Annotated in this window: 16 protein-coding genes; 8 read left to right on the top strand and 8 right to left on the bottom strand. The window is 71.5% G+C overall.

Annotation, left to right across the window (positions count from 1 at the left end):
• Position 1: 1 nt before the first annotated feature.
• From MKK75_RS26835 to MKK75_RS26800, 8 genes are all read right to left on the bottom strand, one after another.
• The gene (locus MKK75_RS26835; RefSeq protein ID WP_244045531.1) at positions 2-1,522 is read right to left on the bottom strand and encodes a lipopolysaccharide biosynthesis protein; all 1,521 of its coding nucleotides are present in this window, start codon (positions 1,520-1,522) and stop codon (positions 2-4) included.
• Positions 1,519-2,742 carry a glycosyltransferase family 4 protein gene (locus MKK75_RS26830; RefSeq protein WP_313901895.1) on the bottom strand — a complete coding sequence of 408 codons (1,224 nt, stop codon included), beginning with the start codon at positions 2,740-2,742 and terminating at the stop codon, positions 1,519-1,521. The genes MKK75_RS26835 and MKK75_RS26830 overlap by 4 nt, the downstream gene beginning before the upstream one ends.
• Positions 2,743-2,852: 110 nt before the next feature.
• On the bottom strand, positions 2,853-4,100 hold the full coding sequence (locus tag MKK75_RS26825; RefSeq protein ID WP_244045529.1) for a glycosyltransferase family 4 protein: 1,248 nt from the start codon (positions 4,098-4,100) through the stop codon (positions 2,853-2,855).
• Complete coding sequence (locus MKK75_RS26820; RefSeq protein WP_244045528.1) at positions 4,081-5,217, bottom strand: glycosyltransferase family 4 protein; 1,137 nt, start codon at positions 5,215-5,217, stop codon at positions 4,081-4,083. Before MKK75_RS26820 ends, MKK75_RS26825 begins: the two co-directional genes overlap by 20 nt.
• Before the next feature lie 39 nt (positions 5,218-5,256).
• Positions 5,257-6,456, bottom strand: a complete 1,200-nt coding sequence (locus tag MKK75_RS26815) for a glycosyltransferase (RefSeq protein ID WP_244045527.1) — start codon at positions 6,454-6,456, stop codon at positions 5,257-5,259.
• On the bottom strand, positions 6,453-8,654 hold the full coding sequence (locus tag MKK75_RS26810) for a GumC family protein (protein ID WP_244045526.1): 2,202 nt from the start codon (positions 8,652-8,654) through the stop codon (positions 6,453-6,455). Before MKK75_RS26810 ends, MKK75_RS26815 begins: the two co-directional genes overlap by 4 nt.
• Before the next feature lie 5 nt (positions 8,655-8,659).
• On the bottom strand, positions 8,660-9,829 hold the full coding sequence (locus MKK75_RS26805) for a glycosyltransferase (RefSeq protein WP_244045525.1): 1,170 nt from the start codon (positions 9,827-9,829) through the stop codon (positions 8,660-8,662).
• 360 nt (positions 9,830-10,189) lie between these two features.
• The gene (locus MKK75_RS26800; protein ID WP_244045524.1) at positions 10,190-11,278 is read right to left on the bottom strand and encodes an acyltransferase family protein; all 1,089 of its coding nucleotides are present in this window, start codon (positions 11,276-11,278) and stop codon (positions 10,190-10,192) included.
• A gap of 367 nt (positions 11,279-11,645) precedes the next feature.
• On the opposite strand from MKK75_RS26800, the gene MKK75_RS26795 reads away from it, so the two are divergent.
• The 8 genes from MKK75_RS26795 to MKK75_RS26760 all read left to right on the top strand — a co-directional run bounded on the left by MKK75_RS26795 (position 11,646) and on the right by MKK75_RS26760 (position 21,486).
• Positions 11,646-11,900 carry an acyl carrier protein gene (locus MKK75_RS26795; RefSeq protein WP_409567615.1) on the top strand — a complete coding sequence of 85 codons (255 nt, stop codon included), beginning with the start codon at positions 11,646-11,648 and terminating at the stop codon, positions 11,898-11,900.
• Entirely contained in the window at positions 11,897-13,060 is a 1,164-nt protein-coding gene (locus tag MKK75_RS26790) for an acyl-CoA dehydrogenase family protein (protein ID WP_244045523.1), read from the top strand. Before MKK75_RS26795 ends, MKK75_RS26790 begins: the two co-directional genes overlap by 4 nt.
• Positions 13,060-14,016: an amino acid--[acyl-carrier-protein] ligase gene (locus MKK75_RS26785; protein WP_244045522.1), complete on the top strand. Its 957-nt coding sequence runs from the start codon at positions 13,060-13,062 to the stop codon at positions 14,014-14,016. The genes MKK75_RS26790 and MKK75_RS26785 overlap by 1 nt, the downstream gene beginning before the upstream one ends.
• Before the next feature lie 4 nt (positions 14,017-14,020).
• The gene (locus MKK75_RS26780) at positions 14,021-14,992 is read left to right on the top strand and encodes a DUF1839 family protein (RefSeq protein ID WP_244045521.1); all 972 of its coding nucleotides are present in this window, start codon (positions 14,021-14,023) and stop codon (positions 14,990-14,992) included.
• A 9-nt stretch (positions 14,993-15,001) separates the two neighbouring features.
• On the top strand, positions 15,002-17,437 hold the full coding sequence (locus MKK75_RS26775) for a glycoside hydrolase family 2 protein (RefSeq protein ID WP_244045520.1): 2,436 nt from the start codon (positions 15,002-15,004) through the stop codon (positions 17,435-17,437).
• A complete protein-coding gene (locus MKK75_RS26770; protein ID WP_244045519.1) occupies positions 17,427-19,214 on the top strand; it encodes an alpha/beta fold hydrolase in 1,788 nt (595 codons plus the stop codon). The genes MKK75_RS26775 and MKK75_RS26770 overlap by 11 nt, the downstream gene beginning before the upstream one ends.
• Entirely contained in the window at positions 19,211-20,488 is a 1,278-nt protein-coding gene (locus MKK75_RS26765; RefSeq protein ID WP_244045518.1) for a hypothetical protein, read from the top strand. Before MKK75_RS26770 ends, MKK75_RS26765 begins: the two co-directional genes overlap by 4 nt.
• Before the next feature lie 173 nt (positions 20,489-20,661).
• Positions 20,662-21,486, top strand: coding sequence for an alpha/beta hydrolase (locus tag MKK75_RS26760; protein ID WP_244045517.1), 825 nt, complete (start codon positions 20,662-20,664; stop codon positions 21,484-21,486).
• Positions 21,487-21,601: the final 115 nt, after the last annotated feature.

The following is a 21,601-nucleotide window of genomic DNA, read 5'->3' as shown; positions in this document are numbered from 1 at the left end:
ATCAGGCGGTTCGGCGCAGGAAGAAGCCGAGCGCGCTGCGGACCGTGTCCCGCATGAACACCTGCGCGAGGCCGGCATAGGTTAGGAGGCCGACCCCCACCGTGGCGAACAGGCCGAACCGGTCACCCAAAGCCGCATGGATCGGCTCCTGAGCCAGCAGCACGAGGGCCGCCATGGCAGCCGAGCACGTCGTGACCGGCAGGAGCGCCCGGGCGAGTTGCCGGTTGCCCAGCGGAACGAACCGTCCCGCCGCGGACACGATCGCCGGCGTGAACAGGTACGCCCGCGCCACGTGCCCGACCGCCAGGGCGACGAGCCCGAGCGGCGCGGTCAGCACGGCCGCCAGGGCGCCGAGGCCGAACTGGGCGCCCGCCAGCCGGAGCGCCGTGCCGTTGCGACCGAGCGCCGTGAAAATCATCCACAGCATCGAGGTCGCGACGAATTCGGGGGCCAGCAGGGCCAGGATCCGCAGGACCGGCGCTGCCTCGTGCCACTGGTCGCCGAACAGGAACGGGATCAGCGTCGGCGCGACCGCCGCCATGCCGAAGAAGGCCGGCACCGCCACGAAGGACGAGGCCACGGTGAAATTCCGGAAGGCGGTCGCCAGCTCCTCCGGGCGGTCCTGGAGGCGGGCGTAGGTGGTCAGGCCGACCGTCGTCAGCGGGATCACCGCGACCTGGCTCACGAGGTCGATGCAGCGCCACGCGAGGCGGAGGTAGCCGACATCGGCGGCCGACAGGAAATAGGCCGCGATCACCTCCTGGCTGCGGATCGACAGGACCAGCAGCAGGTAGGTGCAGAACACCCGCGAGCCGAAGGCGATCTGGCTCCGCGCTGCCGCGAGGTCGAGGCGGCGGGCCGGCACCCAGCGGGAGGCCACCCAGGTCAGGAGCGTCGTGGCAGTGGCGGCGACGAGGCGCTGGACCACGAGGCTCCAGACGCCGTAGCCAGCATACGCCATCGCCAGGGCGACCGCCCCGCCGACGAGGTTGGAGCTCAGGGCGCGCAGGGCGAGCTTGCGAAAGCCGAAGCTGCGCTGGAGCCGCGCCTCGTGGATCGCGCCGGCGGCCGTGATGACGAAGCAGACCGAGAGGGCGCTCAGGACGGGGCGCAGCTCCGGCAGATCGAACATCCAGGCGATCGGGCCGGCGAGGGCCGCCAACGCGACCGCGCAGAGGGTGCCCGCCCCGAGCATCACCCAGAAAGCGGTGGCGGCGAAATCCTCGTCGAGGTCGGCCCGCTGCACCACCGCGTCCGGCAGGCCGCAGCGCGCCACGATCTGCAGGATGTCGATGAAGACGGCGGCGATTGCCACCATCCCGAACTCGGCCGGAGCGATCAGGCGGGCGAGCACAAGGAACACCCCGAAGCTCAGCACGACGTTGCCCACCGAGGCGAGCGCGACCCAGCGCGCCGCCGCGAAGGAGCGGCCGGTCACCTCCGCGCCGGTGGCGCCCGGTACGATGTCGGTGGCGTCGGCCGCCGCGGCGGCCTCGGTGAGCGTCGGCGTGCCGGCGGTCACGGCCGGGCCGCCCGACGCTCGGCCACGAGCTCGGCGTAGAGGGCGAGGTATTTTTCGGCGACGCGCTCCGAGGTCGATTCCCGGATCACGTCCTGGAAGTTGCGCTCGTCCGGCAGATCGCCCCGGCCGCGGGCGATCACGGCAGCCAGGCGCTTGGCGAGGTCGGCATCGTCGCCCGGGGTGAACAGCCAGTCGGTGTTGTCCTCGCCGATCAGCTCGGGGATCCCGCCCGAGGCCGCGCCGATCACCGGCACGCCCATCATGTAGGCCTCGTAAATCGTCCGCGGCGAGGGCTCCGCCCAGAACGAGGGCACGACCAGCACGTCGACTTCGCTCAAGAAGTCGGCTGGCTTCGCCCAGCCGACGAATTCGATCGGCAGCCCCTCGGCCTGTGCCGTGAAACGCTCGATCGAGTTGTCCATCGCGTGTCCGGCCACGAGGCAGCGCCAGTTGCCAGGGCCGATCCGCCGGAACGCGTCGACCAGCGTGCCGACCCCCTTCTCGGTGTTGATCCGGCCGAGATAGCCGAAGGTCATCGGCTTGCCCGCGCGGTCGATCCGGCGGCGGACCTCGGGATCACCCCCCGGGACGGTGCACGAGTAGAAGATGACACGGCGGCGCTCCGGCGGGAGGTGCGTGAACAGGCCGTGATCGACGTGGGTCTTCAGGATCTCGGTGCCGACGCTGACGACCGCGTCCACCGCGCGGTTGGTGATCTGCTTGCCCGCGTTGACCACCTTGCAGCCGAGGTGCCAGCGCTCGCAGGGCTTGCCGTTCTTGAACATGGCGGCGTTGCCGCAGATCAGGTCGTACTCGCAGACCGTGTGGACGATCGGGATGTTGCGCTTGGCCGCCTCGCGCCAGACCAGGGTCGAGACGTCGAGCAGCGAATGCGTGTTAACGATGTCGGGCTTGAAGTCGTCAAGGACCCGGCCGAACTCGGCGGCGACCGCGAAATTCCACTGCTGCTTGAGCTTCGCCCAGGCGCGGCCGAACCGCGTCGCCTTGGGCCAGTCCTCCAGCCAGAAATCGTTGTGATGCGCCATGCGGTAGACGGTGACGCCGCCGCGCACGGTCTTCGGCTCGGGCTCCCGGGTGATGCAGGCCGCCGCCACGGTGTGGCCGGCCGCGACCAGCTCCTCGGCGAGATGCTCCACCGAGCGCTCGGCGCCACCCACGATGTAGGGTGGGTAGAGGGTGCTAAGATGCAGAATGCGCAGGGGGCCGGTCGCGGCGGGCGGGGCAGCAACGTCCGGCGCCCTGTCGCGGGCGGCGGTGATTGGGGCCTGGGGCAGGTCCCGGGCGTAGGCCTGGGACAGCGACGGGGTGATCATGGACGGCACTCGCTGAGCTGCGGGCGCTCCGCGGTCGCGGGGCGTGGTTCGGGGCACGCGGCGTCGCGGGTCGCCGCGTAGAGGTCGAGGTAGGCGTCCGCCACGGCGGCGGGGTCGATTCCGGCGCGGATCGCCGCGGCGCGGCCGAGGCCCTCCGCGAGCCGGCCCGGCTCGGCGACGATCCGGGTCATGGCGCTCGCGAGGGCGTCGGCATCCCCGGGCGGGACCAGCCAGGGGCCGGGGCCGATCTGCTCCCCGATGCCGCCGATGGCGGTCCCGATCACCGGAACGCCCCGGGCATAGGCCTCCGCGACGGTACGGCCGAAGGGCTCCGGCCAGATCGGGGGGACGACCAGGCAGTCGATCCCGTCGAGGAAGGCGTCACGCTCGGCGAAGCCCAGGAAGCTGACGGGCAGCCCCTCGGCCATGGCGCGATAGGGGGCGAGCCCGTCCACCGCACGCCCGGCCACCGCGAGGCTCCAGCCCTGCGGCGGCAGGCTGCGGCAGGCGGTGAACAGGATGTCGGCGCCCTTGCAGGCTTCGATGCGGCCGAGATAGCCGAAGCGCACGGGCTCACCCGGCGCCCGCGGCCGCCGCGTCGAAGGGGCGCCGGGCGGGATCGGGTTCCATATGACCCGGCGCAGGGCCGGCGCAACCGTGCCGAAGAAGCCGGCGGCGAGGTGGCGGTCGAGCAGGTCGGTCCCCACGGCGGCGACGGCGGAGATTGCCCGCTGGCAGTGACGATGCGGCTCCGCGTAGAGCCGGCATTTCAGGTGCTGGCCGGCGCAGGCCTTGCCGTGCCGGGACATCGCGCCGTTGGTGCAGAGGCTGGTGAAGTCGTGGAGCGTGTGCACCACCGGCACGCCGAGCCTCTCCAGCATCGGCCAGACCGCAGGCGGCAGCTCCGAGATCGAGTGCGTGTTCGCCACGTCCGGCGCGAAATCGCGGACCGCCGCGGCCATCCGGGCGAGGATCGTCCGGTTCCACTGGTTCGCAAGCTTGAAGCGCAGGCGGCTGAGGCGCCCGTGCTTCGGCCAGTCGAGGATGTGGAACGGCGTGGCGTATCCGGTCCGGTAGACCGTGACACCGTCCTGTACGACCGGCGCCGCCTCCTGCCGCGCCGTGCAGGCGACCGCGACGGCGTGGCCGAGGGCGGCCTGCGTCCGAGCGAGGGTCTCCACCATCAGCTCGGCGCCGCCGACCTGCTCGGGCGTGTAGAGGGAGCTAAGGTGCAGGATGCGCATGGGGCACCTCTTGGGCGGGTTTTCCACGCGCGGCCTCGCGGAGCACGTCGAGCATCAGCGCCTCGTAGCGGCGGGCGGTCTCGGCCCAGTCGTACTGGCGCACGTTCCCATGCCCGCGGGCGATCAGCGCGGCGCGCAGATCCGGCGTGTCGAGGAGGCGGGCGAGGCAGGCGGCGAGCGCCCCAGCGTCGTCCGGGTCGAAGGTCAGCGCGCCCGCGCCCGCGATCTCGGGCGTCGCGGACCGGTCGGAGCAGATCACCGGGCAGCCCAGGGCCTGCGCTTCCAGGATTGGGAGGCAGAACCCCTCCGAGAACGATGGCACGCACAGGCACAGGGCGGTCCGGTAGAGCGAAGCCAGTTGGCCGTCGCTGATCCGGGAGAGGCGCATCAGCCGGACCGGCGCCCCGTCGAGCGCCGCGGCGATCGTCTCGCCGGGATCCTCGCCGACGTGGACGATGCCGATTTCCGGGCGTCCCAGGGCGGACACGGCCCGGGCGAGCGTGGAGAAATTCTTGTTGTACAGGGCGTTGCCGACCGCAAGGACGAACGGTCCGGCCGGCGGCTCGGGGGCCGGGTCGGCGGCCTCCGGATCGAGCATCGCGGCCGAGGGAACGGTGTGGGTGCGGTCCCGGACGAAGGGGTAGGACCGGCAGAGGTCGGTCCTCGTCGATTCGGAGACGGTGATCACACGGGCGCTGTTGGCCAGGACGAAGCGGAAGATCGGATCGGTGGTCAGCGCTTCGCGCGAGCGGCGCCGGCCGGGCATCGTGCGGAAGTAGAGGTCGTGCACGACGCTGACCCGCGCGCGGCCCCCGAAGGCCGCGCCGTAGGGGTCGGCGTTCAGCACGAGATCGATGTCCAGGGCGCGGCACAGCCTCGGCACGGCGACGGCCTGCCGCACGACGTCGAGCAGCATGATGCGCGGGCGCGGCACGGTCACGACCTCGATCCGGTCGCGGATGGCGGGTGGGAGCTGTTCGCGGGTCCAGGGCGAGCGCAGCACCACCGCGAAGGCGCCCCGGTCGAGCAGGCCGGCGATGACCCGGAAGGCCACGAGGGCCACACCTGACGGGCGGCCGCCGAACTGGCTCGGCATGTTCACGAGGACGCGCGGCATGGCGGCTCCGGCAACTCCGATCGCGGTCAGGATCGCCCGTCAGGCGCGGGCAACGGTTTCGAGGATGAGGGTCGCGAGGGCCTGCTGCATGCCGGCCGCGCCGTAGCGCGTGCGCGCCCGGTCCCGCGCGAGGCGGGTGCGCTCTGCGAACGCATCAGGATCGGCCAAGACCGCGGCCAGGGCGGCGGCGAGACGATCGGGCCGGCGCGGCGGTACGAGCGTGCCGGCCGCACCGCCATCGAGGATCTCGGCGGAGGCGCCCGCATCGGTGGCGATCACCGGCACGCCGGCCAGCATCGCCTCCACGAGCGTCCGGCCGAAGGGCTCGGGATCGACCGAGGGATGCACCACCGCGTCGACCGCCTGCATCAGCCGGGGTACATCGGAGCGCTGGCCGAGGAACAGCACCCGGTCCGCCACGCCGAGTTCCGCCGCCAGCGTGCGCAGCCGGGCCGCGTAGGCATCCTCACCGAACAGCGCCGTTCCGACCACGATGCCGCGAAGATCCGGGATCCTCGCCAGCGCCTCGATCACCACATCCTGACCCTTCCAGGGCGCGAGGCGGCTGAACACCCCGATCAGGGGGCCGGCCGGCAGGCCGAGTTCCGCCCGCAGGGCCGCCGGGGATCGGGGATCGAGGTCGAGATCGAGCCCGTTCGGCACGACGCTGACGCGGGACGCAGATCCGCCAACCTTGATGAAAGCGTCCGCCGCGGCCCGCGAGGGCACGACGACCCGGGCCGCGCACAGGTTGGCGAGGCGCGCCTGCACGATGCGCTGGGCGCGACCGAAATGGGCGCCGTCGAGGATGTCGTGCAGGTGCCAGAGGATCGGCCGCCCGACGAGGCGCGCGGGAATCGCCGCGAGCAGGAAGGCCTTTTGCGAGTTGGCGTAGACGACATCGCAGGCGCGGGCCGCGCGGGCGATCTCCAGCGCGAGCCCGGCGAGCCGCCCGAGTTTCGGCAGAGCCCGCAGGACCGAGGCGTCCCGGCGCAGGCCCGACAGGCCGCTGCCCCGCCGGGCGAGGCGGATCGTGAGGCCGGCGCCGCGGAGGACATCGGCCAGCGCGCCGTCCTCGAACAGGAACGCCGTCGAGCCGGTCCAGGGGCGAACGGCGTCGCGCAGGACGAGCTCGGCCCCCGACATCGTGCCGGTGTGGGACACGAACAGGACGCGGGGGCGGGTCCCGGGCTCGCCGGTGCGGATGGCCAACCCGTCGGCGGACAGCGCACCGGTCATCGCGCGGCCCCGGCGGCACGGGGCTCGGGCAGCCGCATGACCTCGTAGGTCGGCTGGCGGCCCGAGCGGACCATGGTCATCGCAATCCCGAGCACGGTGCCGCCGGCCTGCCGGAGGTTCGTGACGGTCTCGACGATGTCCGAGAGCTGCGAGCGGCCGTAGCGGGCGCAGCAGAGCACGCCGTCCGCGTGGCGGGCGAGCATCGCGGCGTCCATCAGCAGGCTGGTCGGCGGGCTGTCGAGCAGCACGAGGTCGTAGCGGCGGGTCCAGCGCAGGAAGTCCGCCATGCGCTCGCTCATGAGCAGGTCGGTCGAGCCCGAGGTCGGCGTGCCCGCCGGGATCACGTCGTACCGGTCCGCCCTGATCACCGCCTCGGCGGGGCTGACCTCGCCACGCAGCACCCCGACGAGACCCGGTCCCCGCCCGAGACCGAGCGAGGCATCGAAGTTCGGCCGGCGCAGGTCGCACTCGACCACCAGCACCCGCCGCCCGCCCGCCGCGCCGACGGCGGCGAGCGCGAAGGCCGTGAAGGATTTGCCCTCGCGCGGCTTCGACGAGGTTACCAGGACGAGCCGGGACTCGCCGCCCCCCGCCAGGACGAGATGGGCGTGCAGGTTGCGCAGCACGGTCTGCATCACCGGATCGACCCGGGCGCGCTCCAGGGCCTCCGGCAGATCGAGCTCCCGGCGCCGGTCGGAGAGGCGCTCGACCAGCCCGGGGGCCTCCAGCGAGGGAAGCTGGGCGAAGACCGGGGCGCCGGTGCCGGCCATGATCTGTGCCGGGTTGCGGACCCTCTGGTCGGTGAAGTCGCGCAGCAGGGCCGCCGCCGCCGCCAACACGCCCGCCAGCACGAACCCGCCCGCCAGGAACGGCACGGCCTTGGGCGAGAACGGCTCCTGCGGCAGCTCGGCGAGGCTCACGAGCCGCGTGCTGCCGGTGAGGATGCGTCGCTCGGTCTCCAGCTCGCCCGCGCGCTTCACGAGGTCGGCGTAGCGGGTGCGCTTGATCTCCGCGTTGCGGACCATGCCCTCGATCGAGGCCTCGTCGTCCATGGCTGCGGCGGCCTCGGTCTTGGCACTTTCCAATTGCGCGCGCAGGGACTGGGCCAGGGCGTTCGAGGCGTCGTAGGTCTTGCGCAGGCCCTGGGCGACGTTGCGGATCTCCTGGTCGATGCGCTCGCGCAGGCTGGCCCGCTCCGTCGTCAGCGCCCGGATGGCCGGGTGGTTCGCCCCCAGCAGCGTGCTCTGGTTGGCGAGCTGCGCGGAGACGCCGCTCAATTGCTGCTTCAGCGCAACGATCGTGGGGCTCGATAGGACCGCCGGGGCGGTGTCGGCGCCGCGCGGATTCCGGCTCTCGATCTCGCCGAGGCGCGCGGCGGCGTCCGCCTTGGACGCCTCGGCGGCGGCGAGCTGCTGGCTGATGCTGGTCAGGCGCTCGGCGCTGATCGGCGCGTTGGTGCCCTTCAAAAGGCCCTTGCGGCGGCGGAACGTCTGGATCCGGGTCTCGTCCTCGCGGATCGAGGCATCGAGCTGGCTGATCTCCGTGTGGAGCCAGTCGGAGGCCGCCTTGCGGCTGGAGGCCTGGGCCTCGCGCTGGTCGTCGAGGAAGGCGTCGATCAGCGCGTTGGTCATCGTCTGCGCCACCTCGGGCAGCGGCGACCGGTAGGCGATGGTGATGATCCGCGAGCGCCCCGAGCTGATCACGGTGTAGCGCTTGAGCAGGTACTCGACCAAGGCGTTGCGGTCGGCCACGAGCTTGGTGCAGGCGGCCTCCTTCTTCTCCGAGATCGGTCCCGGCTTCCCGCCGCTGGCGGCGGCGCGGCACTCGGCCAGGACGGATGTGGTGAGGCCCGCATCGATCGCGAGCCGCAGCAGCCGCGGCGAGCGGATCACCAGGATCTGGCTCTCGATGTCGGCCGGGTCGCCGATCTTCTGGATCCAGGCCATGGAGGCGTTGTGAGCGCCGGGCTCCGCTTCGGCGACGATCACCGAGCCGCTCGCCACGTATTGCGGCGGGATCATCGTCAGCGCGGTCACGGCGAGGCCGAAGACCAGGACGAAGACCGTCGCGAACAGGTAGCGCCGCCGCCAGATCCGCAGCAGCGGCGCGGCGAGCGGGCTGCCGCGCGTCTGCTCCGGCGGCCCGGCGCGGACCGGATTCCGCTCGTTCAGATCGACCGTGACCAGAGACATGGACATCGGCGTCAGCTCACAGCTTCCAGGCGCGGCAGGATGCGCGTCGGCGGTTCGCAGACCGTTTGGTGCAGGGCCATCTGTTCATCCACGAAGCGGGAGAAGCGGACCCGGAACAGTTCGGCCGAGAACTGGTCGGCCTGCGCCCGGCAGGCCTCGCGGGTGAAGTTGTGTTCCTGCTGGATGAAGCCGCGCACGCAGCCGGCGATCGCCTCAGGCTCCGGCTTGTCGAAGAACATTCCGGACCGCTGGGGGCCGCGCACCTGGACCGTCTCGCGCGCGCCGCCGCGGCCGAGCGCGAGGACCGGCGTGCCCTCCGAGGAGGCCTCCAGCACGATGATCCCGAAATCCTCCTCGGCGGCGAAGATGAAGCCGCGGGCGGTGGCCATGAGCTGGCGCAGCCCCGCGTCGGACACGAAGCCCGTGAACGAGACATTGGGGCCGGCGATCGCCCGCAGCCGCGCGGCATCGGGACCGCTGCCGGCCACCACGAGGTGGAGATCCGGGAGTTCCGCGAAGGCCCGGACCACGGCCTCCACGTTCTTGTAGGGGACGAGCCGGCTCGCCACCAGGAAGTGGTCGCCGCGCGGGCCGTCGGACCGGTCGCTCGACAGCGTGATTGGCGGATGGATCACCTTGGCGGTGCGGCCGTAGACCTTCCGGATGCGCCGGGCCACGAAGGCGGAGTTGGCCACGACCGCGTCGGGTCCGGCGGCCGTGCGGACGTCCCACAGGCGCATCCAGTGCAGGACGATGCGGGCGAGCGCCCCCTTCAGACCCGTGTCGCAGCCGCTCTCGCGCAGGTAGGTGTGCTGCAGGTCCCAGGCGTAGCGCATGGGCGAGTGCACGTATGAGATGTGGAGTTGGTCGGGGCCGGTCAGGACACCCTTGGCGACGGCGTAGCTCGACGAGATGATGAGATCGTAGCCCGACAGGTCGAACTGCTCGATCGCGATCGGCATCAGCGGCAGATAGGCCCGGTGCCGGGTGCGCGCGAAGGGCATGCGCTGCAGGAAGCTCGTTTGCGCGTGCGTGTAGCCGATCCGTGCCCGATCCGCCGCAGGCAGGAAGTCGAACAGCGTGAAAACGTCCGCGTCCGGGTAGATCCGCAGGATTTGCTCGAGGACGCGCTCGGCTCCGCCGACGACATACAACCAATCGTGAACGATGGCGACCCGCATTACAACTTCCTCGTCGATGCGCCGGGATCGGAAAAAGACTATCCGCCTGCCGACCTCACGAGGGACGGTGAGCAGAGGCGCACTGGCTACGTTAGATGAGCCCGGGTGTTTAAAAAAGAAGTGAATACGTAGCGTTTGGCCTCAATTAGTGCTGATGTTGAGTCAACGCCCGATATTAAGCTTAATTTCTGTTTCAATTTTTGGTTAATGATTTGGCGGTGTCGCGCCGCGTCTTTCCGGGGTCGCAAGGCCCGTAACGGGACGACGCCGAACAGGAGCTGCACCGGAGCCGTGCCGATCCGGCTCCGTCTCTTGCACGCGCACATTGCCGGGAGTTGGTCCGTGCGGGCTGGATCGCGATCAGGGCGTCAGTGCGCTGCGGAGCGGTGCGGGGATCGGTCGGCGGTCGAACCGGCGCCGCAGGATCGCGTTCATCGGGGCTTCGACCCAGCGAAACAGCGCTTCTCCCAGAGCGGCGGAGGCCCCGAACGCGATCAGGAAGATCAGCCCGGCCCGGGTGAGGCCTGAGACGGGCAGGACGGAGACGACCTTGGACGTGGCGTGCAGCATCAGATTGTGGACGAGGTAGAACGAGTAGCTGGCGTTCCCCTGAGACAAGAGCCAGGGCGAGCGCAGCCTGATGCCGCCGCGCTCCAGCAGCAGCATCGCACCGACGACGAGGGTCGCGGCGGAACCCCAGACCAGGGGCCGGACGAAGCCCGAAAATTCGGGCTGCACACCGAAGGCGAAGGCGGCGGCGTGGCCGCCGAGGATCAGCAGTCCGGCCGCCGCGAAGGCGGTGCCCGCAGCGCGCCGGACTGGGAACCCCGCCGGCGGTGTCCTCAGCCGCAGATAGGCGTAGCCGAGCCCGATGCCGGCGGCGAATTCGAGCAGGATCGGCTTTGTATAGTAGGCCCAGTACAGGCCCGGGACCGGCACGAGACCCAGCAGGGTCAGGCCGAGGAAGATTCCGGCCGCCGCCACGGCGCGCTGCCCCAAAGCCGGCACCAGCAGCAGCCCTGCGAAGACCACGTAGAAGAACATCTCGTAGTTGAGGGTCCAGCCGACGGAGTTCAGCGGCTCGATGTAGCCGCCCCGGGAGAACGGCAGGAACAGCAGCGACTGGATCAGGTAGTCCGGCCGGAACTCCACGATGCCGATCGGCTTCAGGCCGGCCAGCGCCATCGACGCGAGTGCCAGGGTGACGAGCCAGTAGACGGGAACCACCCGTGCGACCCGCCGCAGCAGGAACGCGCCGACGCCCTCATCGCGCCCGCCCGTGCTCACGAACATGATGAAGCCCGACAGGACGAAGAACACGTCCACGCCGGCCGCCCCGAAGGCAAGGAAGTCTGGTCGCGGCAGGACCGGGCCGGCGTACAGGCCGAAATGCGTCACGAAGACGAGGTAGGCCGCCAGGGCACGCAGGATCTGCAGATTGTAGAGCATCGCGCGTCGGCCACCTGCCAGAGATCACTCGCCCGGCCGGGGCGAGGCGGCACCATGCCGGATCCGCCCGTGCGGAGTCACGAAGTCTCGGGATTCTTGCTGAACAGGCGGCGGCGATGACGGCACTCAGGGGCCGAACGTCAGTCTTGTCCACATGTCCAGGCTGAAACATGCGCCGATTCGCGCTCGAAAGTCATTGGAAAGCGAATGCGTGCAAGAAGGAGCAGCCGATGGCGTCCCGGCCTACGCCAAGCCCGACATCTTAACGGCTCCGATCGGCCGGTTATTTACTATTAATCACCAGAATATTTGACGCCCCGCAGCGCGGATCAATAAAGTGCCGGTCACTGAATTAAGGAGTTCCGCCTTGAACATCGCTCACGATATCCGCGAGATCCTGGGCTCGAACGAGGCCTTCGCGGGCAAGGCCGATCAGCTCTCGGACGACGACAGCCTGTTCGACAAGGGCCTCGATTCGTTCGGCTCGGTGCAACTGATGCTGGCGCTCGAAGAGCGCTTCAACATCGAGTTCCCCGACGAGCTTCTCAACCGCAAATCGTTCTCGTCGATCCGGGCGATCAGCGAGGCCGTGTCCACCCTGATCCAGCAGGAAGCCGCATGAGCACGCTTGCCGCGCGTGCGGAGCGGGCGGCGGCGGTGGCGGCACGCCACGCCGACGCCGTCGACCGCGAGGGCCGCTTCCCCGCGGAGGCGGTCGCCGCCCTGAAGGAGGAGCGCCTTCTGGGCCTCCAGATCCCGGGACAGTTCGGCGGCGAGGGCGCCGGGCTGGTGCAGATCGCCGAGGTCTGCAGCACGCTCGGCCATGCCTGCAGCGCGGCCGCGATGGTCTTCGCCATGCACCACATCAAGGTGTCGAGCCTCGTGACCCACGGGCTCGACAGCGCGTGGCACTGCCGGCTGATGGAGCGGATCGCCCGCGAGCAACTGCTGGTCGCCTCCTCGACGACCGAAGCCGGCATCGGCGGCGACCTGCGCAACTCCCTCTGCGCCGTCGAGACGACCGGCGAGACCTTCTCGCTCGGCAAGGACGCCTCCGTGATCTCCTATGGGGCGCAGGCCGACCTCATCCTCGCGACTGCCCGCCGCCACCCGGAGGCGGCGACCTCCGACCAGGTGCTGGTCGCGCTGATGGCCGATCAGATCTCGCTCGACCGCACCAGCCAGTGGGACACGCTCGGCATGCGCGGCACCTGCAGCGACGGCTTCCGGCTGGAGGCCCGCGGCGTTCCGGTCGAGCAGATCCTGCCCAAACCCTTCGCGGAGATCGCCGCGGTGTCGATGCTGGCCTCCTCGCACCTGCTCTGGAGCAGCGTGTGGTACGGCATCGCCACCTACGCGGTCGATCGCGCCCGGGCCTTCGTCCAGGCCGAGGCGCGCCGTGCCCCCGGCAAGGTGCCGCCGACGGCCCTGCGGCTTGCCGAGGTCGTGAACGCGCACCAGGCCATGCGCGGCACCGTCGTGGCGGCTTTGCGCCGCTTCGAGGACGCGCACGGCGACGCCGACACGATCGGGTCGCTCGGCTTCAGCGTGATGCTCAACAACCTGAAAGTCACCGTCTCCGACATGGCGGTCGACATCGTGCGCCGCGCCCTCTCGATCGTGGGGCTGTCCGGCTACAAGAACGACACCCCCTTCAGCCTCGGCCGACCGCTGCGCGACGTCCTCTCGGCGCCGCTGATGATCGGCAACGACCGCATCCTCGCCAACACCGCCAAGCTCCTGCTCGTGCAGAAGGGCAGCGGCCAGCTCATGAGCGCGTGATGGACTCGATCTCCTCTCCCCAGGGCGACCTCATCCTCGACGAGGAGCCCGAAGGCGGCCCGACCTTCCTCGACCGCCTGTTCGACCACGGCCTGCTGATCCGCACCGGGGTCGACGGCCTCTACGGCCGCAGCGGCGCCTTCGAGAGCGTGGTCGAGGGCCTCGACCGGCTGATCTCGCGCCTCGGCGCCGCCGATGGCGCCGAAGTCATGCGCTTCCCGCCCGGCATGAGCCGGCCGGCCTTCGAGCGCAGCGGCTATCTCAAGGGCTTCCCGAACCTCGCCGGCACGATCCACAGTTTCTGCGGCGACGGGGCAGGACATGCCGAGATCCTGGCCTGCGTCGAGGAGGGCCGGGACTGGACTGGCCAGCAGGAGGCGACCGACGTCGTCCTGACGCCGGCGGCCTGCTACCCGCTCTACCCGGTCGCCGCCGCCCGGGGGCCGCTGCCCGCCGAGGGCCGCCTGTTCGACTTGCAATCCTACTGCTTCCGGCGCGAGCCCTCGCTGGAGCCCACCCGCATGCAGCTGTTCCGGATGCGCGAATACGTGCGCATGGGCAGCCCCGAGCAGGTGCTGGCCTTCCGCGAATCCTGGCTGGAGCGCGGCACCGCCATGATGCGTGACCTCGGCCTGCCGGTCGCCATCGACGCCGCCAACGACCCGTTCTTCGGCCGCGCCGGCCGGATGCTCGCCAACAACCAGCGGGCGCAGGGCCTGAAGTTCGAGCTGAACGTCCCGGTCAACAGCGTCGAGAAGCCGACCGCGTGCCTCAGCTTCAACTACCACCAGGACCATTTCGGCAGCACCTGGGAGCTGCGCCAGGCGGACGGCAGCGTCGCCCACACGGCCTGCGTCGGCTTCGGCCTGGAGCGGATCACCCTGGCGCTCCTGAAGCATCACGGCCTGGACCTCGCCGCATGGCCCGAGGCCGTGCGCACCGCGCTCTGGGGCTGAAGCCGTGACCGCCGCGTTGCGCCTGCCCACGGGGCTCTCGATCGCCAGTCCATACGTCCCGCACCCGCTCCATGACGGGGAGCGGGACTGGCCGGAAACCAACTGCTACGTCGATCTCTGGATCGAGCTGCTGCACGGGCGCGGCCTCGTCCCGGAGGCGATGCTGGGCTTCACGCTCCGGCAGGATTTCGAGGGCGACCAGTTCACCTTCTTCAAGCCGCCGCCCGGCGAGATCGAGCGGCTCTACGGCCTGGAGGTGCTTGAACTCGCCGTCTACGCGGGTCTCGAGGCGCATGCCCTGATGCAGATGGCGGCGGGCCGGCCGGTTCTGGTCGAGGTCGACGCGATCCACCTACCCGACACGCACGGGACGACCTACAGGCGCGACCACGGCAAGACCACGATCGGCATCCTGGCCCTCGACCCCGTCTCCGGCGAACTCGACTACCTGCACAATGCCGGCCGCTTCCGGCTCGCGGGGGCGGATTACGCCGGGATCTTCGGCCCCGCGACGCTGCCGCCCTACGCGGAGTTCGTGAAGTCGGTCGCCCCGCCCCTGCCGGCCTCGGAGCTTCCGGGCGTCGCGCTGGAGCTGCTCGCCAAGCATCGCGCCCGGGCGCCGGAGCGGAACCCGGTCCTGGCCTTCCGCGACGCGCTGAGCGTCACGGCCGACGGGCTCGTGTGCCAGTCGCTCGGCGTGTTCCACGCCTACGCGTTCAACACGACCCGCCAGCTCGGCGCGAATTTCGAGATGCTGGCGAGCCACCTCGCCTGGCTCGACGCCAAAGGGGCCGGCGCCTTCGCGCCCGCCGCCGAGGCGGCCGCCGAGCTGAGCCGCGAGGCGAAAGCGTTCCAGTTCCAGCTCGCCCGCGCCTTCCACCGCCGCAAGGCCGACGGGCTGGCCCCGCGCCTCGACAAGCTGGCCGCAACCTACGAACGCGTCTTCGCGTCCCTGGACGACGCGCTCGGCCGCTAGGGGCGCGCGATGGCCCTCATCCGCAGCGTCGACCGACGGGCGCCGCGGGACCTGCCCGGTCCCTGGCGGCTCGCTGTGACGCCGCCCGGCGCCTGCGCGGGCCCGGGCGATCTCGACGGCGTGACCGACTGGATCGCCGCCGAGGTCCCGGGAACAGCGGCGTCGGCCCTGCGGGCGGCCGGGCGCTGGTCGGAGACGGCGCCGACGCCGATCCACGATCGGGACGTCTGGTATCGGACGCGGCTTGCCGGCCCCGGCCGGTTCCGCCTGCGCTTCGAGGGCTTGGCCACGCTCGGCGAGGTCTGGCTCGACGGCGTTGCGATCCTCACCACGCGCTCGATGTTCGAAGCGCATGCGGTGGAGGTTGAAGTCTGCGCGGAATCCAATCTGGCGCTCTGTTTCCGATCGCTGCGCGCGGAACTCGACCGGCCTTCCAAGCGCGGACGCTGGCGGCCGCGGATGATCACGCCGGGCGCGCTGCGCCATGTGCGGACCAGCGCGTTGGGCTTCATGCCGGGCTGGTGCCCCGAGATCGACCATGTCGGCCCCTACCGGCCGATCACGATCGAGCCCGTGGGTCCCGGCGCCATATCGGCCGATCTCCGCGCCAGTCTGGACGGGGAGACCGGCCGTCTGAGGGCGCACGTGACTGTCGATGGCGGGGCCGCGGCAGTCACGCTCCAGTGCGACGGGCGCGAGACGACGCTTGCCGGGATTGGCCCGGGCCAGTTCGCGGGCGAGCTGGTGCTGCCCGGGATCGCCCCCTGGTGGCCGCATTCCCACGGCGCGCCGAACCTCCACGTGGTCTGCGCCCGTGTCGACGGGGTGTGCATCGATCTCGGCCACGTGGGCTTCCGCTCGCTCTCGCTGACGCGGCCCTTCTCGGAAGGCCTGTCGCTCGCGGTCAACGGCGTGCCGGTCTTCTGCCGCGGCGCCCTCTGGACGCCGCCGGATCTCGTCGGGCTGGGCCCGGACGGGACGCGGACGCTGCTGACGCTGGCCCGCGAGGCCGGCATGAACATGCTGCGCGTGCCGGGCACCACCCTCTACCCGGCGACCGATTTCTTCGACCTTTGCGACGCGCTCGGCATCCTGGTCTGGCAGGACCTGATGCTCGCCAACTTCGACTACCCGCACGACGATCCGCGCTTCTCGGCGGCCCTGACCCGGGAGGTCACCGCCTTCCTCGACCGGACCCAGGCGGCGCCCTCGCTCTGCCTCCTGTGCGGCGGCAGCGAGGTCTGGCAGCAGGCCGCCATGCTGGGCGCGCCGCGCACGGTCTGGGCCGACGCCTTCTGCGACACGAAGCTGCCGGCGCTGGCGGCGGCCCAGAGACCCGATATCGTGGTCGTGCCCAATTCGCCCTCCGGCGGGGCCCTGCCCTTCTCGCCGCGCGGCGGCTGCACCCATTATTTCGGCGTCGGCGCCTATTGCCGGCCCCTCGACGATGCCCGCCGGGCCGAGGTCGGCTTCGCCAGCGAATGCCTCGCCTTCGCCAACCCGCCCGAGTCCGGGACGCCGGGGCCGGCGGGTCCGGCCGATCCGGGCGGGGCGGCCGGGATCCCCCGCGACCGCGGCGCCGACTGGGATTTCGAGACCGTCCGCGACCACTATGTCGGCCACCTCTACGGCGTCGATCCCGCCGCGCTGCGCGTCGAGGATCCCGAACGCTACCTCGATCTCGGCCGCGCGGCCGTGGCCGAGGTGATGGAGGCGACCTTCGCCGAGTGGCGCCGCCCGCGTTCGCCGACCGCCGGCGGTCTGGTCCTGATGCTGCGCGATCTCGGGCCGGGCGCCGGCTGGGGCGTGATCGACTGGACACAGCGCCCCAAATCGGCGTGGTACGCTTTGAAGCGCGCCTTCCGCCCCGTTCAGGTCGTCTTGACCGACGAGGGGCTTGACGGTCTGCACCTCCACCTCCTCAACGAGACCGCGGATGCCCGCGCCCTGACGGTGACGCTGACCTTCGCCGATCGCGGCGGCCGCGTCGCGGCGCGCGCCGACCGCGCCGTGGTCCTCGAAGCCCGCGCGGCGCTAACCCTGACCTCCGCCGATCTGCTCGGCCGCTTCTTCGATGCTACCGACAGCTATCGGTTCGGCCCGCGCGTCCACGATGTCGCTCATGCCTGCCTGACCGGCGCGGATGGCGCCGTAATCGCCGAGTCCTTTCATTTCCCCGGCCCGCGCCCGATCAGCCGGGATGCGATCGGCCTCACCGCCGAGCCCGTGACGACGGAAGCGGGTCCGGCCCTGCGGATCGCCACCGAGGGTTTCGCCTTCGGCGTTCAAGTCCGCACGCCCGGCGCACGCCCTGCCGACAGCGGCTTTCATCTCGCTCCGGGAACGGCGCGGCTCATCGCCTTTCCCGATCGACCGCGGCTTCCCCGCGGCGTCGTGCAGGCCATCAACGGCACCGAATGCGTGGAGTTCGGCCATGACGCCTGAGACCCGGCCCGCCTCGGCCCCCTGCCCCGGCCTGCACGATCCGACGCCGGTGACGTTCGACGGGCTGTTCGGCTGGCTGCATCCGGCCGCCGGGCGGCGCGGCGTCGTCCTCTGCGGCGCCTACGGATTCGAGCAGATGGCGGCGTACCGCCCCTGGCGCGCGCTCGCCGAGCGATTGGCCCAGTCGGGCTGCCCGACCCTGCGCTTCGACTATCCCGGCGAAGGCGATTCCGCCGATCCCGACGCGACCGCCGTCACGGCCTGCACGACTGCCATCCGCCAGGCCGTCCGCTTCCTGCGCGAGACGGCGGGCGTGACGGAGATCGTCCTCGTCGGCCTGCGCCTGGGGGCGGCCTTCGCGGCTCTGGCCGCAGAGGCGGAACCCGTGGACCGCCTCGTCCTCCTCGCGCCGGTCGTCACCGGACGCGCCTATCTCCGTGAGATGCGGCTGCGGGCCCAGACGATCGGGCGCTTGCCCGACGGCTCGGCTCCGGCCGCGGAGCCCGAAGCCCTGACCGTCGGCGGGTTCAGCATGGACGCCGCGTTTCAGGCGGAACTTTCGGGCCTGAACCTCGCGCGGATCGCGACGCCGCCGGCACCGCGCGTGCTCCTTCTGGCGCCCGAACCCGGCGGTTTGGGTACCCGCCTCGGCGCCCTCGGCTGCGCCGTCGAGACCGGGCCGTTCGCGGGCCTCGCGCATCTCGTCGGCGATCCGATCTTCGTGAAGGTGCCGGAGGCGGATTTCGCCCGGATCAGCGCCTACGCCGCGGAGGGGGCCGCAAAGGCCGAGGCGACCCCGCCAGCGGTGCCTCCGGCGCGCTTGGCCGGCCCCGGATGGAGCGAGGCGCCCACTCGGTTCGTCCCGGGCCTGTTCGGCATAAGCTGCACCCCGGACAGGCCGGAACCCGGGGCGCCGACGATCCTGTTCGTCTCCACCGGCATGACCGTCCGGTCCGGCTGGGGACGGCAGACCACGCGGCTCGCCCGGAGCCTCGCCGCCGAGGGCATCGCCTCGTTCCGATGCGATGTCGCCGGCGTCGGCGACAGCGTCGAGCGGCCGGACGGGCATTGGCCCCTCTTCGCGCCGGACGGGTTCGCCGACGTGGTCCGGGCGGTCGATCACGTCGCCGGCGGCGGCCCGATCGTGCTGGTCGGCGGGTGCAGCGGCGCCTACGCGGCCTTCCACGCGCTCTGCCGGGATCCGCGGATCGACGGGGCGCTGCTCGTCAACCTCTACTGCTTCGACTGGGATCCTGAGCAGAGCGTCGACAGCGTCATCCGCCAGACCTACGGCAGCGCCGCGACCTATGCCGCCCTCCTCGCGCAGGGCGATACGTGGCGCCGGCTGATCCGCGGCCAGATCCGGGTCCGGGCGATCGGCCGCGTCCTGGCTCGGCGCGGTGTCGACTTGGCGCTGCGGCGGATCCGCCGGGCGTTCCGTCCGGGGGCGCCGGGCGGATCGGTCGCCCGGCGCGTCGCAACGATCCGGCGCCGCGGCGCCGCGATTCGCCTGCTCTACAGCGCGGGCGATCCCGGCTTGGCGGCCCTTCGCCGACACCTGGGCCGCACTCCGGACCGCAGCGCCGCGCGCCTCGGCGCACCGGTCACCATCGTGCCGGGGGCGGACCACAATCTCGGATCCCGCGAGGCTCAGGCCGCCCTCGGCCAGGCGGTCCGCGATCTCGTGCGCGCGGTCCGGTACGCCCCGTCCGTCCAGGTAAAGCGCCCGGCTCCGGCCGCGTTCAGGCGGCTCCACGCCGCGACGGACCGGGCATGAGCGCCCTCACACGTCGGTCGGCCCTGGCGCTGGCAGCGGGGGCCCTCGCGGCCGGCCGTGCCGAGGCGGCGCCGCCCCCGCACCGATGCGAGGATCTGATCGACTCGATCGGCGTGAACGTCCACCTCGGCCATGGCGGCACGCCCTACGTCGAGCGCTTCGAGGCCTGCGCCGCCGCCCTCGACGCACTCGGCGTGCGGCACCTGCGTGACGACATCGTGCTTACCGGCGGCGAGCCGGCCGGACAATTCGCGCGGATCGCCACCCTGGCCGGGCGCGGCTACCGCTTCAGCCTCGTCTTCTACGACGGCCTGACCCCGGGCCCGCGCGTGCCGCCGGACAAGTTCGCTGCAATCGCACGCTGGGCCGGCGGCGGGCTTGTGATCGCGGAGGGCGGCAACGAGCCGCCGATCGCCGGACGGCGCGACCTCCCGCGCCTGTCGGCCGACCATCAGGCGGCCCTGTTCCGGGCGGTGCGGGCGGACGCGCCCGCCGTCGAAGTCGCCGGACCGAGCTACATCCAGGGCAACGTCGCAGCCGCGCAGAACCTCGCGGCCCTGGTCGATCTCGGCAACATCCACGCCTATCCGGGGGCCGAGCATCCGGAGACCGGCGGCCCGGGCAGCCTCGCCCGCTTCATCGCGGCGGCCCGGCCGGTCTTCGGGCCGGCGCCGGTGATCGCCACCGAGAACGGCTACCACACGGCGCTCGAGACCGGCAGCGCCCACCTGCCGGTCTCCGAAGGCATCCGGGCGCGCTACCTGCCGCGCCTCCTTCTGTGGAGCTACCTGCAGGGGGTGCGGCGGACCTACCTGTACGAACTGATCGCCAGCTTCGATCACGGCGACGGCGATCCGGAGAGCCGCTTCGGGCTCCTCGCCTATGACGGCCGCCCGACGCCCGCCTTCGCCGCCGTGCGCAATCTCGTCCGGCTGTTCGGCGGCGGGGCCGCCGCAGCCGCCCCCGTCCCCGGCGACGTCGCGGTGGCCTCCGATCCATCGATGCCGGATCTCGTCTCCGCACGCTTCGCCCGGCGGGATGGCGCCCTGCTGGTGCCGATCTGGCTGGGCCTCGACGGCTGGGACCGCCGCAGCCTCTCCGCGCGGCCCGATGCGAAGCCGCATGCGGTGGATATCCTGCTGTCGCACATGCCCCGGAGCGTGCGGCTGCATCGTTTCGCGGATGACGGTACGGTGCGTGCCGCCGCGCTTCCCCCCGAGCGTCGCATCCCGGTTCAGATCACGGACCGACTCGCCGTCGTGGAGATTACGTAGGCCAACCGTACGGACAGATTCACCCCGACAGCCGCGCTAGATTGTGGGGGTCGGGAGGCGGCCTCATCGACGGGAAGCGGTGTCCGGACCGGACCGCACAGGCCCGCGCCCGACGCGAACCCGGATGCCGCGACCCACGCCGGTCGCGCCCGCAGACCGCAACGGACCGAGTGATGTTAGGCTATCTCTGCGACAAGCTCGTCAGCGCGACCCTGGTGGTCCTGAACCTGCTGGCCCCGGTCGAAGTCCACGTCGATGCGAACGTGGCCTACGCCGCCGGGGATGGGCATCAAGCCGACATCTACCGGCCGAACGCGTCCGGTCCAAGCCCGGTGATGGTGTTCCTCTACGGCGGCGGCTGGCGTAACGGCTCGAAGGCGGACGTGGCCTATGTCGGCGCCGCGTTCGCGCGGCGGGGCTTCGTCGTGGTGATCCCCGAGTATCGGCACGTCCCGGCGGTCGGCCTGTCGGATATCCTAGCCGACAACGCCGCCGCAATCGCCTGGACGATCGGCCACGCGTCCGAGTTCGGGGGCGATCCGCACGGCGTCGTGGTGGCGGGCCACTCGTCCGGCGCCTGGGCTGCGGCCATGCTGGGGCTCGACGCCACGTGGCTGGAGCGGGCCGGCTCCAGCCCCGACGACCTCGCCGGCATCGTCGGGCTGGCCGGGCCCTATGCGACCTCCGCGCTGACCGATCCCCTGGACAAGCAGGTCTTCTCGGGCGCCGATCCCGCGATGCAGCCGATCAATCACGCGGCCGGGCATCACCCGGCGCTGCTGCTGCTGACCGGCGCTGAGGATCGGGACGTGCGGCCGTCCGGAACGGTCGCACTCGCGGATCGGTTGCAGGGCGGCCAGGATCATCCGCAGACCCACATCTACCCGGGGCTCGGCCACGGCGCGATCGTCCGGTCTTTGAGCTTCCCGTTCAGCGTTCAGGCCCCGACGGCGGACGACATCGCGCGGTTCGTGACATCGGCGCATTCCGGTTCGTAACACGCCGTTGCGGCACATTTGCACCGCGACGGGCACCCAGCCTTAAGCTTGCCGAACGTCCGCCACGGCGCGGCCGCTCTCATTGCACGCGGCTGTGCTTTCTCCGCGGCAGCCA

Origin of the sequence: Methylobacterium sp. J-030 (assembly GCF_022829545.1) — a bacterium.
Classification (GTDB): Bacteria; Pseudomonadota; Alphaproteobacteria; order Rhizobiales; family Beijerinckiaceae; genus Methylobacterium.
Note: the sequence above shows the minus strand (reverse complement) of the source record. Positions and strands in the feature narration are given on the sequence as shown.